Origin of the sequence: Micromonospora sp. HUAS YX12 (genome assembly GCF_040215685.1) — a bacterium.
Taxonomy (GTDB): Bacteria; Actinomycetota; Actinomycetes; order Mycobacteriales; family Micromonosporaceae; genus Micromonospora; species Micromonospora tulbaghiae.
The window spans coordinates 196,785-214,477 of sequence record NZ_CP157974.1 but is presented as its reverse complement, the minus strand read 5'-3'; the positions used below and the strand labels follow the sequence as shown (position 1 = coordinate 214,477).

Sequence of the window (17,693 nt, the reverse complement as noted above, 5' to 3'; positions counted from 1 at the left end):
GCCGTCGTCGGCGGCCGGCCTAGCGCGTCGTCGCCGCCATCAGGAACAGGCGCACGGCCAGGACGGCCAGCCGGTTGGCGGTCTCGTCGACCGGGCCGCCCGGCAGCACGATGTGGCTCACCACCAGGCGTACGACGCTGTCCGCCGCGAACGCCAGCGCCGCCGGATCGGCGTCGGGCAGGCGCTCGCCGGTCCACTCCAGCAGCGCCGCCGAGGCCTCGGCGAGCACCAGCTCGGACCGGGTGGTCAGGTACGGCAGCAGCTCCTCCGAGCCACCCCGGGTGCTGGTCAGGACCGCCCGGACCAGCGGGTTCTCGGCGGCCGAGGCGAGGGTGCGGTGGATCGCCGCGTACGTGGCCGCGCGGACGTCGGAGTCGTGCTCGTCGAGCGCGGACCGGACCTGGCCGACGAACCGGTCCACCTCGTGCCGGGCCAGCGCCTCGCCCAGGCCCGCCTTGGTGCCGAACTCGTTGTAGACCGTCTGCCGGCTCACCCCGGCCGCGTTCGCGACGGCGCCCATCCGGACCCCGGCCCAGCCGGTCGTGACGGTCAGCGAACGGGCGGCGTCGACGATCGCCTCGCGCACCGGTGTGTCGTTCCTCGGCTTAGGCATGGTGATCGAAGTCTACGGGCGCTGTTCAGCGCACCTCGAGTTCGTACTCCGCCTCGACCCAGAACCGCCCGCCGTCGTGGCCGGCGAAGGTCAGATGGTGCGTCCCCGGCGCGGGTGGCGGCACCAGACCCCACAGGCCCCAGCAGGAGACGTGCACCGGCCACGGCCACACGGTGACGACGTTGTTGAAGAAGCCCCGCACCGGGAACGAGGCGGGAGAGCCCGCCGGCCGCACCGGCACCGCGACCCCGTCCAGTTCCGCGTGCCCGCTGGCGTAGGGCATCGGCTCGGCCGGGTCGTCCCGGCGGCCGGGCTGCCACCAGCAGAAGGCCGGGAAGAACAGGGGACGGCCGGCCGGCACCACGCAACGCCGGGCGACCCCACCGCCCAGCGTGCCCGCGAGGAACCACACGTCGTCGGGCTGGTGGCGCCCGCCGTGCCGGCCGGTGGTGTCCTTGAGCGGGTTGACCGGCTGGCGGTGGGCGGCCACCCAGGCCACCCAGCGGGCGGCGAGCGGGGCCAGCGCCGGCGCCGGGCCGGGGGTGGGGGAGAGCATGACGGCAGATGGTAGTGCGGGCGCGCCCGGCTGCGCCGACCCGTCACGGGACGCATAGGATGTGTGGTCATGGCACGCGTGCTCACTCCCCGTGCGGAGGACTTTCCCCGCTGGTACCAGGATCTGATCGCCAAGGCGAAGCTGGCCGACAACGGCCCGGTCCGGGGGACCATGGTGATCCGACCGGCCGGCTACGCCATCTGGGAGCGGATGCAGGCCGAGATGGACGCCCGGATCAAGGCGGTCGGCGCGGAGAACGCGTACTTCCCGCTGTTCATCCCGGAGAGCTACCTCAAGCGGGAGGCCGAGCACGTCGAGGGCTTCTCGCCGGAGCTGGCAGTGGTCACGCACGGTGGCGGCAAGCAGCTCGCCGAGCCGGTGGTGGTGCGCCCCACGAGCGAGACGGTCATCGGCGAGTTCATGGCCAAGTGGATCGACTCGTACCGCGACCTGCCGCTGCTGCTCAACCAGTGGGCCAACGTGGTCCGGTGGGAGCTGCGCCCGCGGATCTTCCTGCGCACCAGCGAGTTCCTCTGGCAGGAGGGGCACACCGCGCACGCGACCCGTTCCGACGCCCGCGCCTACGCTCGGCGGATCCTGCACGAGGCGTACGAGGACCTGATGGTCAACGTGCTCGGCATCCCGGTGGTGGTCGGCCTGAAGACCGCCCGGGAGCGCTTCGCCGGCGCCACCGCCACGTACACGTGCGAGGGCATGATGGGCGACGGCAAGGCGCTCCAGCTGGGCACCAGCCACGAGCTGGGCCAGAACTTCGCCAAGGCGTTCGACATCAGCTACTCCTCGGCCGAGGGCGGCCGGGAGCACGCGTGGACCACCTCCTGGGGCACCTCCACCCGGATGCTCGGCGGCCTGATCATGTGCCACGGCGACGACAACGGGCTGCGGGTGCCGCCGAAGCTGGCGCCGGTCCAGGCGTACGTGATGATCGTCAAGGACGGCGAGGGCCCTGGCGGCCCTGCGGAGGCGGCACAAAAGCTTTATGACGCGTTGCGCGACGCCGGGGTGCGGGTGGCGCTGGACGACCGGACCGACACCGCGTTCGGCCGCCGCGCCGTCGACGCGGAGCTGCGCGGCTACCCGGTACGCGTCGAGGTCGGCCCGCGTGACCTGGCCGCCGGCAACGCCGTGGTGGTCCGGCGTACGGACGGCTCGAAGGCCCCGACGCCTGTCGCCGACGTGGTCGGCGCGGTCCTGGCGGCGCTGGAGGCCGACCAGCGCACGCTGCACGACCAGGCGCTGGAGTTCCGCCGGTCCCGCACCGTCGAGGTGTCGACGCTGGCCGAGGCGATCGAGGCGTCCGCCACCGGCTGGGCGCGGGTGCCGTGGTCGGCGGTCGGCGTCGAGGGCGAGGCCGAGGCGAACGGTCAGGGCGTGACGGTCCGCTGCCTGCTGCGCGCCGACGGCTCGGTGCCGGACTCGGAGGACGAGCCCGACCTGGTCGCGATCCTCGCCCGCGCGTACTGACGTGCGGGCGGGCGACGCGGCCGGCCGGTTCTCGCCGGGACGGCTGATCCTGCACCGGAACGTGCGCAACGGCCGGATCGGCTGGGTCCGGTCGGCCCGCGTGGTCTCCGACGACGAGCGTGGCCTGCTGCTCTGGGTGGCGCGGGAGGCGCCCGTCGCGCACGAGGTGAACGCCGCCGGTCTGGGCATGCGGGCCGTGCCGTTCGCCGAGTGGGTGGCGTCGTCCTACCGGCTCGCGCAGGGGCGGTGGAACGGCCCGCCGGTGCTGAAGTTCCTGCCCACGGGCGCGGCCCACTCGGTCTGGTGGTTCCGCGACGCGGCGGGCCGCTTCCAGAACTGGTACGTGAACCTGGAGGAGCCCGGCGTCCGCTGGGACGACGGCACGGTGGCCGGCGTCGACATGGTCGACCAGGATCTCGACGTGGTGGTGTACCCGGACCTGAGCTGGGAGTGGAAGGACGAGGACGAGTTCACCGAGCGGCTGGCGTTCCCGGAGCACTACTGGGTGGCCGACGAGAAGGCGGTACGCGCCGAGGGCGAGCGGGTGATCCGGATCGCCGAGGCGGGCGAGTTCCCGTTCGACGGCACCTGGTGCGACTTCACGCCGCCCGCCGAATGGGACGCACCGGACGAACTTCCCCCGGGCTGGGACCGCCCGCCGGTGCGCTGAACCGGTGTCCTGCGTCACGGCCCGAGCCGCCGTGGGCGTGGTGTCCGGGTCCGGTGTGAGAGTTCCGGGCCGGATCTGGCAGAATGGTTCGCTGGTATCCGGCGCGCGTCCGGCGCCCTCTAACCCGGGCGCGTCGCCAGTTCACCGAGCAGTCTCCGGCCCAAACCCCACTGTGCCGGTCGGCGCTCACCCGCACACCGCCCGGACGGGCCGGTGAGATCGCAACAGGAGCGAAACAACTGTGGCCGTAAAGATCCGGCTCCTGCGGATGGGCAAGATCCGCAACCCGCAGTACCGCATCGTCATCGCCGACTCGCGTACCAAGCGTGACGGTCGCGCGATCGAGTTCGTCGGCGTGTACCAGCCGAAGGAAGACCCTTCGGTGATCGAGGTCAAGTCGGAGCGGGTCCAGTACTGGCTCTCGGTCGGCGCCCAGCCGAGCGAGGCCGTGCAGCGCCTGCTGGAGCTGACCGGTGACTGGCAGAAGTTCAAGGGCCTGCCCGCCCCGCCGCCGCTGAAGGTCGCCCCCGAGCGGGCCGACCGCAAGGCGGCGTACGAGGCCGAGGCGAAGGCCGCCGCCGGCGTGGCGGACACCCCGGCGAAGCCGGCCAAGAAGGCCGCCAAGCCGGAGGCCGAGGCCCCCAAGGCCGAGGAGCAGACCGGTGCCGAGTCCGGCGAGCAGGCCTGACATGCCGCTGCGTCCCGCTCTGGAGCACCTGGTCAAGGGCATCGTCGACCACCCGGACGACGTCCGGGTGCGCATGGTCGACTCCCGTCGGGGCAAGCGCCTCGAAGTCCGCGTGCACCCCGAGGACCTCGGCACGGTGATCGGGCGGTCCGGCCGGACCGCCAAGGCGCTGCGCCAGGTGATCGGCTCCATCGGCGGGCGTGGGGTACGCGTCGACATCGTCGACTCGTACTGATGCTTCTCGTCGTCGGCCGGATCGGTAAGCCGCACGGCATCCGCGGTGAGGTCACCGTGGAGGTGCGTACCGACGAGCCCGAAGCACGGTTCGCCCCCGGTTCGGTGTTGACCACCGAGCCGGGGGTCACCCCGTCGGAGCCCGGTGCCTGGCGGGTGCCGCCGACACTCACCGTCGAGTCGGCCCGCTGGCATCAGGGCCGCCTGCTGGTCGCCTTCGAGGGCGTGCTGGGCCGGGACGTCGCCGAGGCGCTGCGCAACACGCTGCTCGGCGTGGACAGCGGCGACGTCGCCCCGCCGGAGGATCCGGAGGAGTTCCACGACCACCAGCTGGTCGGGCTCGCCGTGGTCACCCGCGACGGCGAGCACGTGGGCGAGGTCGCCCGCATCGACCACGCGCCCGCGTCCGACATGCTGGTGCTGCGGCGCCCCGGGGGGCGTACCGCGCTGGTCCCGTTCGTCAAGGCGATCGTGCCCGAGGTGGATCTGGCCGGCGGTCGCGTCGTCGTCGACCTGCCCGGCGGCCTGCTCGACCTCTAGCTGGAGCCCACCGCATGCGCGTCGACATCGTGTCGATCTTCCCCGAGTACTTCGCCCCGCTGGATCTCTCGCTCATCGGCAAGGCCCGGGCGAACGGCACGCTGCGGCTGGCCGTACACGATCTGCGGACCTGGACCCACGACGTGCACCGCACCGTCGACGACACGCCCTACGGCGGCGGTCCGGGCATGGTCATGCGCCCGGAGCCGTGGGGTGAGGCGCTGGACGCGCTGGCGCCCGGTGAGCTGAGCCCGGACGGGTACACGCTGCCGCGGCTGCTCGTGCCGTCGCCCGCGGGCGTCCCGTTCACCCAGGCCCTGGCGCACGAGCTGGCCGCCGAGTCGCACCTGCTGTTCGCCTGCGGCCGGTACGAGGGCATCGACCAGCGGGTGCTGGACCACGCCGCGACCCGGATGCCGGTGACCGAGGTCTCCCTCGGCGACTACGTGCTGTTCGGCGGCGAGGTGGCCGTGCTGGTGATCCTGGAGGCGGTCACCCGGCTGCTGCCCGGTGTGCTCGGCAACGCCGGGTCGCTGGACGAGGAGTCGCACGCGCACGGGCTGCTGGAGGCCCCGCTCTACACGAAGCCGGCGAGCTGGCGCGGGCTGGACGTGCCCGAGGTGCTGCGCTCCGGCGACCACGCCCGGATCGACCGCTGGCGGCGGGACGAGTCGCTGTTACGGACCGCGGCCCGGCGCCCCGACATGATCGGCGCGCTGGACCCGGAGACGCTCGACAAGCGGGACCGGGCGGCGCTGGACCGGGGCGGATTTTCCCCGCCACCGGGGCATGTGGCAAAGTAGAGGGGTTGCCGCATCCGTCCGCGCCGTGGGCGGTTGCGAGGACCCTCGACCGGGGCCGGTCCCGCCGGCCACCACCCGGGGGTCAGAATCACCCATCCGCGCATCGACTGACGATGCGCCGTGAGCCTCACGAGGACGCAGCGATGAACATCCTGGACGCCCTTGACGCCCAGTCGAAGCGTACCGACCTGCCCGACTTCCGCGCCGGTGACACCGTCAAGGTGCACGCGCGGGTCGTCGAGGGCAACCGGTCCCGGGTCCAGATCTTCCAGGGCGTCGTCATCCGCCGCCAGGGTGACGGTCTGCGCGAGACCTTCTCGGTCCGCAAGGTCAGCTTCGGTGTCGGCGTGGAGCGGACCTACCCGCTCAACGGCCCGGGCATCGACCGGATCGAGGTCGTGACCCGCGGTGACGTGCGTCGCGCCAAGCTCTACTACCTGCGTGAGCTGCGCGGCAAGAAGGCCAAGATCAAGGAGCTGCGGGAGAAGCAGCCGGCGAGCTGACTTCCGTACGCCACGCCGCCCGAGCTGCGCGGATGTCGTATCGACCAGACCGCATTACCCTGGTCGGTACGGGCGCAGCCGGACGGTGCGAAACGGTCCACTACCGCCCGTGGGGTCTCCGAGGGGACTCCCGGGCGGTAGTGTCGTTTCCGCGGACCGGAGAGTGGCATGGTGCAGATGGTTGACGAGGAGGGCGCCGTCGATCCATGGCGCCGCAGGGCCCGCCGTGGCCGCCGCCAGATGCCGCTCTGGCAGGAGCTGCCCCTGCTGCTGATCGTGGCGTTCTGCCTCGCCGTGCTGATCCGCACGTTCCTGCTCCAGGCGTTCTTCATCCCCTCCGGGTCGATGGAGAACACGTTGCTCGTCGGCGACCGGGTGCTCGTCAACAAGGTCGTCTACGACGTCCGCGACCCGGTCCGCGGCGAGGTGGTGGTGTTCCGGGGCACCGACCGCTGGGTCGCCCAGGAGGCGCCCGCGCCGCCGGCCGACTTCGCCGGCCGGGTCGGCCGTACGCTCGGCGACCTGGTAGGCGTCAGCCGTCCCGGCGAGAAGGACTTCATCAAGCGCGTCATCGGCGTGCCCGGCGACAAGATCTGGTGCTGCGACGACGGCCGGGTGGTGGTCAACGGGGTGCCGCTGGACGAGCAGGCGTACGTCTCCGAGGACTCCCCGGTCGAGCTGCCGCCCAATCCCAAGGAGTGCCGGTCCCGGCAGTTCACCGAGGTGGTCGTGCCGCCGGGGCAGATCTTCGTGATGGGTGACCACCGGCTGGTCTCGCAGGACGCCCGGTGTCAGGGGCCGGTGCCGATCGAGAACGTGGTCGGCCGCGCCTTCATGATCGTCTGGCCGTCGCAGCGGTGGACCTCTCTGCCCGTACCGGAGACGTTCACCAGCGTGCCCCGCGCGGACGCCGCGCCCGCGGGGCCGGCGCCGGTGGATCCCGACCCGGTCGGCGGCGTCGTCCTGATCCTCCCGGTCGCGGCGACGCTCACCGTTCTGGCGGGTTCGGGGCGACCGCGCCACACCCGGCGACGTAGGCTCCTCCCGTGATCGACGAGCAGACCGAGAAGCCCCGCAACTCCTTCTGGAAGGAGCTGCCCATCCTCCTGGGCGTGGCGATCCTGGTCGCGGTGCTGGTGCGTGCCTTCGTGCTGCAGACCTTCTTCATCCCGTCGCCGTCCATGGAGAACACCCTCAAGATCGACGATCGGGTGCTTGTCAACAAGCTGGTCTACGACTTCCGCTCGCCGCACCGGGGCGAGGTGATCGTCTTCAAGGCGCCCACCGAGTGGAGCGGCAGCCCCGACGGCGAGGACTTCATCAAGCGGGTGATCGGCGTCGGCGGCGATCACGTGGTCTGCTGCGACCGCACCGGCGGCCAGGAGCGGCTGGTCATCAACGGCAAGCCGATCGACGAGCCGTTCATCTTCCCCGGCAACAAGCCCGCCGACCAGGACTTCGACGTCACCGTGCCGAAGGGGCGCCTGTGGGTCATGGGTGACCACCGGGAGGCGTCCGGCGACTCGCTGGAGCACTGGCAGCAGTCGGGCGAGGACATCAACGTCGCCACCATCCCCGAGGGTGAGGTCGTCGGCCGGGCCTTCACCATCTTCTGGCCGGTCAGCCGCGCGACCTGGCTCAGCGTCCCCGAGCAGTTCGAGGGGATCCCCAATCCCTGAGCCGGCTCGCGCCACGCGCCGGCACGCCGGCCCCGCCTCGGCGGCGGGAGGGCGTGGTCGTTCGTCGCAGGCGTCTGGCAGGCTGGTGCGGTGACCGTCTACACCCCTCGTCGCGCGGCCCGGGTGCTGCTGGTCGACGCGTCCGACCGGGTGCTGCTCTTCGAGGGCAGTGATCCGGCCCGGCCGGGTCACCGCTACTGGTTCACCCCCGGCGGCGGGCTCGACCCGGGGGAGTCCCCGGCCGACGGCGCCGCCCGGGAACTGGCCGAGGAGACCGGCCTGCGGCTGGCCCCGGCCGAGCTGGGCGCGCCGGTCTGGTCGGAGACCGTCGAGTTCCCGTTCGACGGCGTCTGGTACCGCCAGGATCAGCAGTTCTACCTGGTCCGGGTGACGGGCTGGGAGGTCGACACGGCCGGCTTCAACGACATCGAACGGGCGAGCGTGCACGGGCACCGCTGGTGGCCCGTCGCCGAACTGGCGGCCTCCGCCGAGCGCTACTACCCGCCGGACCTGCCCGGCCGGCTCGGCGCCGTGCTGGCGGGAGGCGGCGGCGCATGCTGACCCCGCCGCGCACCGTGGTCCGCCGCGACGGCGGCCTCTACGCGCTGGAACGCGCCCTGCAACGGCGTGGCTTCCGGCACGTGGCGGGCGCCGACGAGGCCGGTCGCGGCGCCTGCGCCGGGCCGCTCGTCGCCGCCGCCGCGATCCTGCCCGAGGGCCGGCGCGGCGAGATCGACGAGCTGGCCGACTCGAAGCTGCTCACCCCCGCCGCCCGCGAGCGCGTCCACGACGAGGTGGTGGCACGGGCCCTGGCGTACGCCGTGGTGGTCATCCCGGCCGAGGAGGTCGACGCCCGCGGGCTGCACGTGTGCAACCTCGCCGCGATGCGCCGGGCGCTCGCCTCGCTCACCACCCGCCCGGAGTACGTGCTGACCGACGGCTTCGGCGTCGACGGGCTGGACGTGCCGGGCCTGGCGGTCTGGAAGGGCGACCGGGTGGCCGCGTGTGTGGCTGCGGCGAGCGTGCTGGCCAAGGTCACCCGGGACCGGATCATGGTGGAACTGGACGGGCGGTTCCCCGGCTACGGCTTCGCCGAGCACAAGGGCTACATCACGGCCGAGCACAGCGCCGCCCTGCGCGCGCTCGGGCCCTGCCGGGAACACCGCTTCTCGTACGTGAACGTGGCCGCCGTCTCCGGACGGGACGGCCGGCCTCCCCGCGCCCGCCGCCCGGCGGGCGACGGTGCCGGCGCGGCGCCGCCCGAGCCCGCGGCCGGGCTGCCGGGTCTGGGGCCCGGCGCGTTCGCCGGCCGCCCGGACGAGCCGATGGGGCGCGGCGGCGCGTCAGGGGGTACCGTCGGCGTGGCGTTGGGCGAGCAGCCGCGACCTCCGGCGCCGGTGGGGGAAGATGTGGTCATGGAAGGCGGAGTGCGATGAGCGCGGAAGATCTCGAGAAGTACGAGACCGAGATGGAGCTTCAGCTCTACCGGGAGTACCGCGACATCGTCCGTCAGTTCTCCTACGTGGTGGAGACCGAGCGCCGTTTCTACCTGGCCAACCAGGTCGACCTGCACGTGCGCAACTCCGACGGCGAGGTCTACTTCGAGGTCGAGATGCACGACGCCTGGGTGTGGGACATGTACCGCCCTGCCCGTTTCGTCAAGAATGTGCGAGTAATGACGTTCAAGGACGTCAATGTGGAAGAGCTCGAAAAGCCCGACATCTCGCTTCCCGCAGACTCCGGATTCGGGAGCTGATCCGGCGCCGGATCACTGCTCCGGCACGACCACCTCGACCCGCTGCACCAGGTTGTTCGCGAACCCGCCCCGGTTCCACGGCTGCTCGACCGGCTGGGTACGCCCCGACGCGTCGGTCGCCCGGGCACCCAGCACGTACCGCCCCGGAGTCGCCGTCCAGCTCACCGACCACCGGCGCCACGCCCACTCGCCCCCGGACGGCTCGTCCAGGACCGCCGGTGTCCACGTCTCGCCGCCGTCCGTCGTCACCTCGACCGAGGTCACCGGCGCGTGGCCGGACCAGGCGCGGCCGTCCAGAGTGCACGGTCCGGGCCGCAGCACCCGGGTACGGGACATGAAGTCCGGGAACCCGGGCGGACGCACCAGCGCACGCGGCTCGATCCGCGTCACCGGCACGCCCGGGTCGTCGGCGTCACGCCGCAGCCGGTAGGCCACCGCGTTCTGGTAGCCGTCGAACGGCTCGGTCGTCACAGTGATGTCGCGCAGCCACTTCACGTGCGCCATGCCGTACCAGCCCGGCACGATCAGGCGCAGCGGCGCGCCGTGCTGCGGCAGCAGGGGAGCGCCGTTCATCTCGTACGCCAGCAGCACCTCGTCGCGCAGCGCGTCGGCAATCGGCAGCGCCCGCTGGTAGTCCTGCTCGACGCCGCGCTCCACCCCGTGGTCCGCGCCGGTGAACACCACGTCCACGGCGTCGCCGGGCAGGCCGGCCTCGCGCAGCAGCGGGGCCAGCGGTGTACCGGTCCACTCGGCGTTGCCCACCGCCTCCACCAGCCAGGGCTGGCTGACCGGCCGGGGACGCAGCAGCGCCCGGCCGTTGCCCGCGCACTCCAGCGTGACCCGGTGGGTCACCCGGGGCCGGTCGCGCAGCGCCGCCAGGTCCAGCCGCAGTGGACGCTCGACCGCGCCGGACACGCTCAGCGCGTACGAGGCCGGGTCGACGTCCGGGATGTCGTAGTGGATGAGCAGGTAGTGCAGGCCCGCCGGGGTCACGTCGTACCGCAACGCCTCCAGCGGGATGCCGTGGTTGCGCGCGGCGAGCTGAAGCTCCTCGGCGCTGATCGCCTCGTCCGGCCCGGCCACCCGGGAGGGCCGGCTGACGTCGTCCACTATGGTCACGGCTGCTCCGTCCGCTCCAGCACGTCGTAGCCCACGAACTCGAACATCCGCGCCCCGGGCGCCAGGGGGCGGGGCGTGCCGGTGAAGCGGTGCGCGCCGACGCCCACACCGTCGGCCGGGCTGTTCACCGCGACCGGCTCGAAGCCCTCCTCGGCGAACCACTCGCAGATGACCGGCACCAGGTCCGGTTCGCGCCGGTGCCGCGTCCACAGCACAGTGCCGCCGGTGGCGCAGAGCGAGGCGCAGTGCCGCACCGTGGCCCGGATGTCGTCGTCGCCGATGTTGCCGAAGATGCCGCAGACCAGCACCAGATCCGCCGGGGCCAGATCGGCGTAGCGGTCGGTCAGCGAGGCGTCCCCGGTCACCACCTCCACACCGGTGAGCCCCGCGTCGGCGGCCGCGCGGCGGGCCAGATCGGCGTTTCGCGGATCCAGTTCGACCAGGCGGGCGGTCACGTCGGCGCCCCGGGGATGGGCGGCCAGCACCGGGATCAGGTCGCGGCCCTGACCCGCGCACAGACTCAGCGCGCGCAGCGGACCGGGCGGCGCGATGTCCAGCGCGTCGGCGACACGCTGCCGCACCTCGGCGAGCCGCCGGGCCAGTGCGGACTCGGGCTGGTCGTAGTCGCGGTGCCAGGCGTACCAGTCCTTCGTCACCCGGTCAGCATAGGCGTCCGGGGCGTAGCAGATCGGCCCCGATTTCGGCGCTCGTCCACAGCCGGGGCGTCGTCCACAGGGCGGGCGGGCCGGGCTCGCCCGGCAGCGCCCGGGCGGGGAGTGTGTGCGGCGTGCGTACTGCGATCAGCCGGTCTCTGCTGGTGGTGTCGGTCCTCGTCGCCTGCCTGCCGGGCGCCTCCGCGCCCTCCCGGGCGGCCGGGGCGTCGTCACCCTCGGCCGGACCGTTGCCGGGTTCTCCTGCGGATGTCTCGGCGGCGGGAACTCGGCGTGGGCCCGGCGGGGGGTTCCGGTGGCCGCTGCCGGGTGCGCCCCGGGTGGTGCGGCGGTTCGATCCGCCGCCGCAGCCCTGGCTGCCCGGGCACCGGGGCGTCGACCTCGCCGCCGCGCCCGGTGCGCCGGTGCTGGCGGCCGGTGCCGGGATCGTCCTGTTCGCCGGCGCCGTCGCCGGCCGGCCGGTGCTGACCGTCGGCCATTCCGACGGGCTGCGCACCACCTACGAACCGGTCCGCTCCCGGCTCACCGCCGGTACCCATGTGGACGCCGGCACGCCGGTCGGCACCCTGCTCGCCGGGCATCCCGGGTGCGCCGAGGCGGCCTGCCTGCACTGGGGGCTGCGACGCGACGCGGAATACCTCGATCCGCTGGCCCTGCTCGGGCTCGGTCGCGTCCGGCTGCTGCCGCTGCACCCCGTCCCCGACGACGTCGCCGGGTGATCGGGTGTATCGCTCAGCCCTGGGCGAGCAGCGTGGGCAGCCGGACGGCCAGCCGGTCGTACTCGTCGGGGGTGTTGTAGACCTGGCCGCACAGCCGCAGATAGCCGCGCCCGTTCCAGCCGGCGATCGAGACCTCGGCGGAGAGCCGGTCCGCGATCCGGGCCTGCAACTCCCGGGCCGCCTCCAGCGTCGTCGCGAGACCGGGTGGCAGCGGCACGAGCCGCATGGCGACCGCCGGTCCGCCGGGCTCCGGCAGCCGTTCGGGCGCCACACCGAGCGCGTCCCCGACGACCCGTTGCCCGTACGCGGCCAGCGCCGCGTTGTGCGCGCGTACCCGGTCCACGCCGAGGCTGCGCAACGTGAACAGTCCCACCGGGGCGGCCAGCCAGCCGGTGTAGTCGAGCGTCGCCTGCCACTCCACCCGGGCCGGGAAGCCGCTGTCCTGCTCCCACGAGACGACGACCGGCTGGATCTTCTCCCGCCACTGCGGCGCCACCACGAGCACTGCCGTGCCGCGCGGCGCGTACGCCCACTTGTGCAGGTTGCCGACCCAGAAGTCGGCGCCGACGGACGCGACAGTGGCCGGCAGCATGCCCGGCGCGTGGGCGGCGTCCACCAGCACCGGCACGCCCTGCTCCCGGGCCACCGCGACGATCGCCGCGGTGGGGAACAGCCGGGCGGTCGGCGAGGTGAGCTGGTCGACGATCAGCAGCTTGGTACGCCCGGGGCGCAGCCCGTTGCGGACGATCTCGACCACCTCCTCGTCGGTGGCGGTCAACGGCACCGGCAGCATGCGGGACACCGCCCCGGTGCGGGCGCACTCCCGGGCGACCGACAGCGCCACCGCCCCGTACCCGTGGTCGGTGGTCACGATCTCGTCGCCCGGGCGCAGCGTCAGCGACTGCAACACCACGGCGGAGCCCGCCGTGGCGTTACCGACGAGCGTGGTGCCGTCCGGGTCGGCGCCGAGGAACGCGGCCAGGTGCCGCCGGGCGTGGGCGATCCGGTCGACCAGGCCCTGCGTGAAGAACCGCAGCGGGTTGGCCTCCATCTCGTCGCGCAGGCGCTGCTGGGCGCGTTGCACGGCGATCGGTACGGCGCCGAACGCGCCGTGGTTGAGATGGCTGACGGAGGGATCGAGGGAGAAGAGCAGCCGAGCCCCGGGAATCGGCTCGGGTGGCTGCGGCACCGTCATCCGTCGATCCTAGCCCGAGATGGATCATGCGCTGGCCGGATTCCGCCCGCTGACCGTTCCACCGACGCTGCCTGCGCGCCCTCGGTGGTCAGGCGCGGGGGTGCGCCTGCCGGTACGCGGCGCGGAGCCGCTCGACCGAGACGTGCGTGTAGATCTGGGTGCTGGCGAGCGACGAGTGCCCCAGCATCTCCTGCACGGCGCGCAGGTCCGCGCCGCCTTCGAGCAGGTGCGTCGCGGCCGTGTGGCGCAGCCCGTGCGGCGTCACCCGCGGTACCCCGGCGGCACCGGCCCAGCCGGACACGATCCGCCGCGCGGTGGTCGGGTTGAGCCGTCCGCCCCGCGCCCCGAGCAGCAGCGCCCGGCCCGAGCCCGGGGCCAGCAGAGCGGGCCGGCCGTCGCGCAGCCAGGCGTCCAGCGCCCGCTGGGCCGGCACCCCGTAGGGCACCGACCGCTCCCGCCCGCCCTTGCCCAGCACGCGTACCACCCGGCGGGCCTGGTCGACGTCGGTGACGTCCAGGCCGCACGCCTCGCTGATGCGCACCCCGGTGCCGTAGAGCAGTTCCAGCAGCAGCCGGTCGCGCAGCAGCACCGCGTCGGGCGGTTCGTCGCCGGCCGGCTCGGCGGCCGTTCCGTGGTCGCGTCCGAGCCCGGCGCCGCCGGGGTGGACCGTCGAGCGGTCGGCCCCGGGCGGGCCTGGGCGCTGCCGCGCCGGGGCCTCCACCAGGGCGGCGGCTTGGTCCGTTCGCAGCACGGTGGGCAGTTCCCGCCGGGCCCGAGGGCTGGCCAGCGGCGCGGCCACGTCGTCGGCGAGCAGGCCGGTCCGGTGCGCCCAGGCGCTGAACGTCCGGGCCGCGGCGGCGCGCCGCGCCATCGTGGTCCGGGCCGCCCCCATGGTCCGCTGCTTCGCCAGCCAGCTGCGCACCACGGCGAGGTCCAGCTCCGGCAACTCGGCGCAGCCCATCCGGACGGCGTGGTCCAGGAGCGACACGAGATCCGTGACGTACGCCCGGACCGTGTGGACGGAGCGGTTGCGGACCCGCGACAGGTGGTCGGCGAAGTCGTCCACCGCCTCGCGCATCGAGGCGGGCAGTTCCTCGTGCGCGTCCCGGGTACCGCGCCGCCGTTGACTCACCGCGGCACCCGGTCCGGGCGCACGCGGTCGCGGCGGGGGAGGCGGACGGCGATCACCGCTCCAGCGTAAGGCCGCAGCGCCGCCGCGTCCGTCCGGCGCGGGATAGGCGCCGAGGCGCTGAGCGGGGTGGCAGAAGCGGGTCTGGACAGGGGAAACTCGTGCTGCGGCACGCTCCGGTGCGGCGACCGGCGGGCAGCGTGGCCGAGCCGGCCCCGACGGAGTCGATCCGGCTGCGATCAGGCGAACGCGTCCCCGTGACGGTGACGCCGGTACGAGGAGGGCCGAGAGTGGGAGTGGACGCCGTCCTCTACCGGCAGATATCGGCGGGCAACGGTCGTCGCCGGCCCGTGTACGTCTCGATCGAGGTCGTGGCGGACCCGCAGGACGTGCTGCTCGACCTGCTCAAGCGTGTCCGCGGCGGTGGCCGGACCCCGCTGCTGGACCGTGTCGATCCGCTCGGCGAGCTGGCCGTGGACGCCGAGCGGATGCCGCAACTGCTCGTCGAGCTGCGGTGCCTGGCCGAGGTGGCCGGGGCGCCGGCGGAGGTCGACCACGTGCACCGGCTGGCCCGGCTCGTCCGCCGGTGTGCGGAGCGCCGCGACGCCGAGATCCGGTTCGAGGGCGACTGACGCGCTCACGTACGGGCGGCCGGTGGCGGCGCGAGCGCGTAACCGCCGTCGCGGCGTACCACCATCGCCAGCTCCTCCAGCATGGACAGCTTGCGCATGGCGGTACGCAGGTCCACGCCCGCGCGCGCCGCGACGCTCTCCAGGTCGAGCGCCCGGCGGCGGGGCAGCGCCTCCAGCACCTGGGTGGCCTCCTCGTCGAGCCGGTCCCGGGGGCGCTCGGGCGCCCGGGCGGGCGGGGCCAGGTCGTACCCGATGCGCCCCACCTCCTCCAGTACGTGCGCGACGTTCGTGACCAGCCGGGCCTCCGGCCGTTCCCGCAGTACCTCGTGCCCACCGACCGACATCGCGGAGGTCACCGGCCCCGGCACCACCATCGCCGGCCGGTGCAGGCCGAGCGCCCGGTTGAGCGTCTGGGTGGCGCCGCTGCGGGCGGCGGCCTCGACCAGCACAGTGCCGTTCGTCGCCGCCGCGATCACCCGGTTGCGGATGAGGAACCGTGGCCGCAGCGGCTCCGCGCCCGGAACCCATTCGCTCACCAGGAGACCGGTCTCGGCGATCCGGTCGAACAGCGCGGCGTTGCCCATCGGGTACGGGCGGTCCACCCCGCACGCCAGCACGGCGACAGTACGCCCGCCCGCTGTCAACGCCCCGCGATGCGCGGCGGCGTCGATGCCGAACGCCCCACCGGACACCACGGTCCACTCCCGGTCGGCCAGGCCGTAGCCCAGCTCGGTGGCGACGTGCGCGCCGTAGGGGGTGGCGGCCCGGGCACCGACCACCGCCACCGAGCGCGCCAGCGCCTCGCCGAGCGGCCACGCCCCGCGTACCCAGAAGCAGAGCGGCGGGTCGGTCTCCACGTCGACTCGCCGGGTGGCCCCGGACAGCGCCAGCCGGCGCAGATCCCCGACCTGGGCCGGCCATTCGTCGTCCTCCGGGGTGACCAGCCGGGCCCCGAGCCGTTCGCCGCGGGCCAGCGCCTCCGCGGCGACCGCCCGGGCGTCGCCGGAGACGCCGCGCGCCGCGACGGCCGACCGGAGTGTCCGTTCCGGCGCCTCGCCGGACAGCAGCAGGTCGAGCGCGGCGACCGGGCCGATCCGTTCGACCAGGGCGTACACCGACCGGGTGCCGGGCTCGGCGAGCCAGGTGAGCGCGACCCGCGCCAGCCGGTGATCGTCGGCGCTCAAGCGACCTCCCCGGTCCTGAGCTGGATGGCCTCCGCGACGTCGTCGTGGCCGGGCCGGTCCCGCCCGTCCAGGTCGGCGATGGTCCAGGCGAGACGGAGTACGCGGTCGTAGCCGCGCGCGGACAGCGAACCGGTGTCGAGCCGGTGGCGCAGATCCGTGGTGACCCGGGCCGGCAGGTGCCACGGCGGGCGGCGCAGGTACGGGCCGGGGACGTCGGCGTTCACCCGGTGCCCGGTGGCCGCCCAGCGATCGGCCGCGGCGTGCCGCGCGGCGACGACCCGGGCGGCGACGGTGGCCGAGGACTCGTGCGCGGCGTCGGTGCTCAGCAACTCGGCCGCGCGTACCGCCGTCAGCTGGACCTGCACGTCCACCCGGTCGAGCAGCGGGCCCGACAACCGCCCCAGGTAGCGTCGCCGGGTCAGCGGCGGGCACTCGCAGTCGACGTCACCGGAGGGTTTGGCGCACGGGCAGGGATTGGCCGCCAGCACCAGTTGGGTGCGGGCCGGGTACTCGGTGGCGCCGCGGGTACGCGCCACCCGCACCCGGCCGCTCTCCAGCGGCTGCCGCAACGCCTCCAGCGCGCCCTTGCTGAACTCGGGCGCCTCGTCCAGGAAGAGGACTCCGCGGTGGGCGAGCGACACCGCGCCGGGCCGGGCCAGCCCGGAGCCGCCTCCGACGAGCGCGGGCACCGTGGCGGTGTGGTGCGGCGCCTGGAACGGGGGACGGCGCAGCAGCCCGCCGCCGGGTGGCAGCAGGCCGGCGATCGAGTGCAGCGCGGTCACCTCCAGGGCGGCCTCGTCGTCCAGTTCGGGCAGGATCGACGGCAGCCGCTCGGCGAGCATGGTCTTGCCGGCGCCGGGTGGACCGAGCAGCGCGAGGTGGTGGCCCCCGGCGGCGGCGATCTCCAGGGCGCGCCGCCCGAGTGGTTGCCCGGCGACGTCGACGAGGTCGGGCCCGGCCGGGCCGCCGGCCGGGACGTGGGCGGGTGGGGCGAGCAGCGGACTGCCGTCGCGGACGTGGGCGACGAGCCGGTGCAGGGTGTCCACCGCGTGCACCCGTACGCCCGGGATGACCGCCGCCTCGGCGGCGTTGCCGGCGGGCACGACGACGCGGGTGTGCCCGGCGCGGGCGGCGGCGGCGACCATCGGCAGCGTGCCGCGGACGGGGCGTACCGCGCCGTCGAGACCGAGTTCGCCGAGCACGACCGTGGCGTCCAGGGCGACCGGTGGCAGCTCACCCGAGCCGGCCAGGACGGCGAGCGCGATGGCGAGGTCGAACGCCGAGCCGTATTTGGGGAGGGTGGCGGGGAGCAGGTTGAGCGTGATGCGGCGGTTGGGCCATTTCTGGCCGGAGTTGACGATCGCGGCGCGGACCCGGTCGCGCGCCTCGTGCAGCGCGGTGTCCGGCAGGCCTGAGATGATCACGGCGGGCAGGCCGGGAGCCAGGTCTGCCTCGACCTCGACGAGATGCCCGGCGACTCCGGCCAGGCCGACGCTCAGCACCTTCGCGTACCCCAT

General features: G+C 74.0%; 22 protein-coding genes. 14 read left to right on the top strand and 8 right to left on the bottom strand.

The annotated features are described in order from the left end of the window. Positions 1 to 19 precede the first annotated feature (19 nt). Entirely contained in the window at positions 20 to 613 is a 594-nt protein-coding gene (locus ABIH81_RS01040) for a TetR family transcriptional regulator (protein ID WP_349878564.1), read from the bottom strand. 25 nt (positions 614 to 638) lie between these two features. Then, on the bottom strand, positions 639 to 1,169 hold the full coding sequence (locus ABIH81_RS01035) for a hypothetical protein (RefSeq protein WP_349878562.1): 531 nt from the start codon (positions 1,167 to 1,169) through the stop codon (positions 639 to 641). 69 nt (positions 1,170 to 1,238) lie between these two features. On the opposite strand from ABIH81_RS01035, the gene proS reads away from it, so the two are divergent. From proS to ABIH81_RS00975, 12 genes are all read left to right on the top strand, one after another. Then, positions 1,239 to 2,654, top strand: coding sequence for a proline--tRNA ligase (gene proS, locus ABIH81_RS01030; protein WP_349878561.1), 1,416 nt, complete (start codon positions 1,239 to 1,241; stop codon positions 2,652 to 2,654). Position 2,655: 1 nt separating this feature from the next. Continuing rightward, positions 2,656 to 3,324 carry a DUF402 domain-containing protein gene (locus tag ABIH81_RS01025; protein ID WP_349878559.1) on the top strand — a complete coding sequence of 223 codons (669 nt, stop codon included), beginning with the start codon at positions 2,656 to 2,658 and terminating at the stop codon, positions 3,322 to 3,324. 241 nt (positions 3,325 to 3,565) lie between these two features. Continuing rightward, a complete protein-coding gene (gene rpsP, locus ABIH81_RS01020; protein WP_282313285.1) occupies positions 3,566 to 4,012 on the top strand; it encodes a 30S ribosomal protein S16 in 447 nt (148 codons plus the stop codon). Beyond that, on the top strand, positions 3,987 to 4,247 hold the full coding sequence (locus ABIH81_RS01015; RefSeq protein ID WP_026268109.1) for an RNA-binding protein: 261 nt from the start codon (positions 3,987 to 3,989) through the stop codon (positions 4,245 to 4,247). Before rpsP ends, ABIH81_RS01015 begins: the two co-directional genes overlap by 26 nt. Beyond that, complete coding sequence (gene rimM / locus ABIH81_RS01010) at positions 4,247 to 4,786, top strand: ribosome maturation factor RimM (protein WP_349878557.1); 540 nt, start codon at positions 4,247 to 4,249, stop codon at positions 4,784 to 4,786. The genes ABIH81_RS01015 and rimM overlap by 1 nt, the downstream gene beginning before the upstream one ends. A gap of 14 nt (positions 4,787 to 4,800) precedes the next feature. Then, a complete protein-coding gene (trmD, locus tag ABIH81_RS01005; protein ID WP_349878555.1) occupies positions 4,801 to 5,589 on the top strand; it encodes a tRNA (guanosine(37)-N1)-methyltransferase TrmD in 789 nt (262 codons plus the stop codon). A 143-nt stretch (positions 5,590 to 5,732) separates the two neighbouring features. Then, positions 5,733 to 6,092 carry a 50S ribosomal protein L19 gene (rplS, locus tag ABIH81_RS01000; protein WP_018786333.1) on the top strand — a complete coding sequence of 120 codons (360 nt, stop codon included), beginning with the start codon at positions 5,733 to 5,735 and terminating at the stop codon, positions 6,090 to 6,092. 168 nt (positions 6,093 to 6,260) lie between these two features. Then, entirely contained in the window at positions 6,261 to 7,142 is an 882-nt protein-coding gene (gene lepB, locus ABIH81_RS00995; RefSeq protein WP_349878553.1) for a signal peptidase I, read from the top strand. Continuing rightward, positions 7,139 to 7,771, top strand: a complete 633-nt coding sequence (lepB, locus tag ABIH81_RS00990) for a signal peptidase I (protein ID WP_349878551.1) — start codon at positions 7,139 to 7,141, stop codon at positions 7,769 to 7,771. Before lepB (ABIH81_RS00995) ends, lepB (ABIH81_RS00990) begins: the two co-directional genes overlap by 4 nt. 90 nt (positions 7,772 to 7,861) lie before the next feature. Further along, the gene (locus tag ABIH81_RS00985) at positions 7,862 to 8,332 is read left to right on the top strand and encodes an NUDIX domain-containing protein (protein WP_349878550.1); all 471 of its coding nucleotides are present in this window, start codon (positions 7,862 to 7,864) and stop codon (positions 8,330 to 8,332) included. Continuing rightward, positions 8,326 to 9,207, top strand: a complete 882-nt coding sequence (locus ABIH81_RS00980) for a ribonuclease HII (RefSeq protein WP_349878548.1) — start codon at positions 8,326 to 8,328, stop codon at positions 9,205 to 9,207. Before ABIH81_RS00985 ends, ABIH81_RS00980 begins: the two co-directional genes overlap by 7 nt. Next, the gene (locus ABIH81_RS00975; RefSeq protein WP_011905215.1) at positions 9,204 to 9,527 is read left to right on the top strand and encodes a DUF2469 domain-containing protein; all 324 of its coding nucleotides are present in this window, start codon (positions 9,204 to 9,206) and stop codon (positions 9,525 to 9,527) included. The genes ABIH81_RS00980 and ABIH81_RS00975 overlap by 4 nt, the downstream gene beginning before the upstream one ends. 12 nt (positions 9,528 to 9,539) lie before the next feature. On the opposite strand, the gene ABIH81_RS00970 is transcribed toward ABIH81_RS00975, so the two are convergent. Together ABIH81_RS00970 and ABIH81_RS00965 are read right to left on the bottom strand one after the other, a co-directional pair. Then, complete coding sequence (locus tag ABIH81_RS00970; protein WP_349878545.1) at positions 9,540 to 10,646, bottom strand: sulfite oxidase; 1,107 nt, start codon at positions 10,644 to 10,646, stop codon at positions 9,540 to 9,542. Next, the gene (locus tag ABIH81_RS00965; protein ID WP_349878544.1) at positions 10,643 to 11,302 is read right to left on the bottom strand and encodes a class I SAM-dependent methyltransferase; all 660 of its coding nucleotides are present in this window, start codon (positions 11,300 to 11,302) and stop codon (positions 10,643 to 10,645) included. The genes ABIH81_RS00970 and ABIH81_RS00965 overlap by 4 nt, the downstream gene beginning before the upstream one ends. Before the next feature lie 164 nt (positions 11,303 to 11,466). Between ABIH81_RS00965 and ABIH81_RS00960 the strand changes: the two genes are divergently transcribed. After that, positions 11,467 to 12,036 (top strand): M23 family metallopeptidase, encoded by a 570-nt coding sequence (locus tag ABIH81_RS00960; RefSeq protein WP_349881267.1) that lies wholly within the window; start codon positions 11,467 to 11,469, stop codon positions 12,034 to 12,036. A gap of 13 nt (positions 12,037 to 12,049) precedes the next feature. Here ABIH81_RS00960 and ABIH81_RS00955 read toward each other — a convergent pair whose 3' ends face one another. Then, on the bottom strand, positions 12,050 to 13,231 hold the full coding sequence (locus ABIH81_RS00955) for an aminotransferase class V-fold PLP-dependent enzyme (RefSeq protein ID WP_349878542.1): 1,182 nt from the start codon (positions 13,229 to 13,231) through the stop codon (positions 12,050 to 12,052). Between the two features lie 88 nt (positions 13,232 to 13,319). Then, positions 13,320 to 14,309, bottom strand: coding sequence for a tyrosine recombinase XerC (locus ABIH81_RS00950; RefSeq protein ID WP_349881266.1), 990 nt, complete (start codon positions 14,307 to 14,309; stop codon positions 13,320 to 13,322). 341 nt (positions 14,310 to 14,650) lie between these two features. Between ABIH81_RS00950 and ABIH81_RS00945 the strand changes: the two genes are divergently transcribed. Continuing rightward, positions 14,651 to 14,992 (top strand): hypothetical protein, encoded by a 342-nt coding sequence (locus tag ABIH81_RS00945; protein WP_349878541.1) that lies wholly within the window; start codon positions 14,651 to 14,653, stop codon positions 14,990 to 14,992. Positions 14,993 to 14,997: 5 nt separating this feature from the next. Here ABIH81_RS00945 and ABIH81_RS00940 read toward each other — a convergent pair whose 3' ends face one another. After that, positions 14,998 to 16,176 carry a DNA-processing protein DprA gene (locus tag ABIH81_RS00940; RefSeq protein WP_349878539.1) on the bottom strand — a complete coding sequence of 393 codons (1,179 nt, stop codon included), beginning with the start codon at positions 16,174 to 16,176 and terminating at the stop codon, positions 14,998 to 15,000. Next, positions 16,173 to 17,693: a YifB family Mg chelatase-like AAA ATPase gene (locus tag ABIH81_RS00935; RefSeq protein ID WP_349878537.1), complete on the bottom strand. Its 1,521-nt coding sequence runs from the start codon at positions 17,691 to 17,693 to the stop codon at positions 16,173 to 16,175. The genes ABIH81_RS00940 and ABIH81_RS00935 overlap by 4 nt, the downstream gene beginning before the upstream one ends.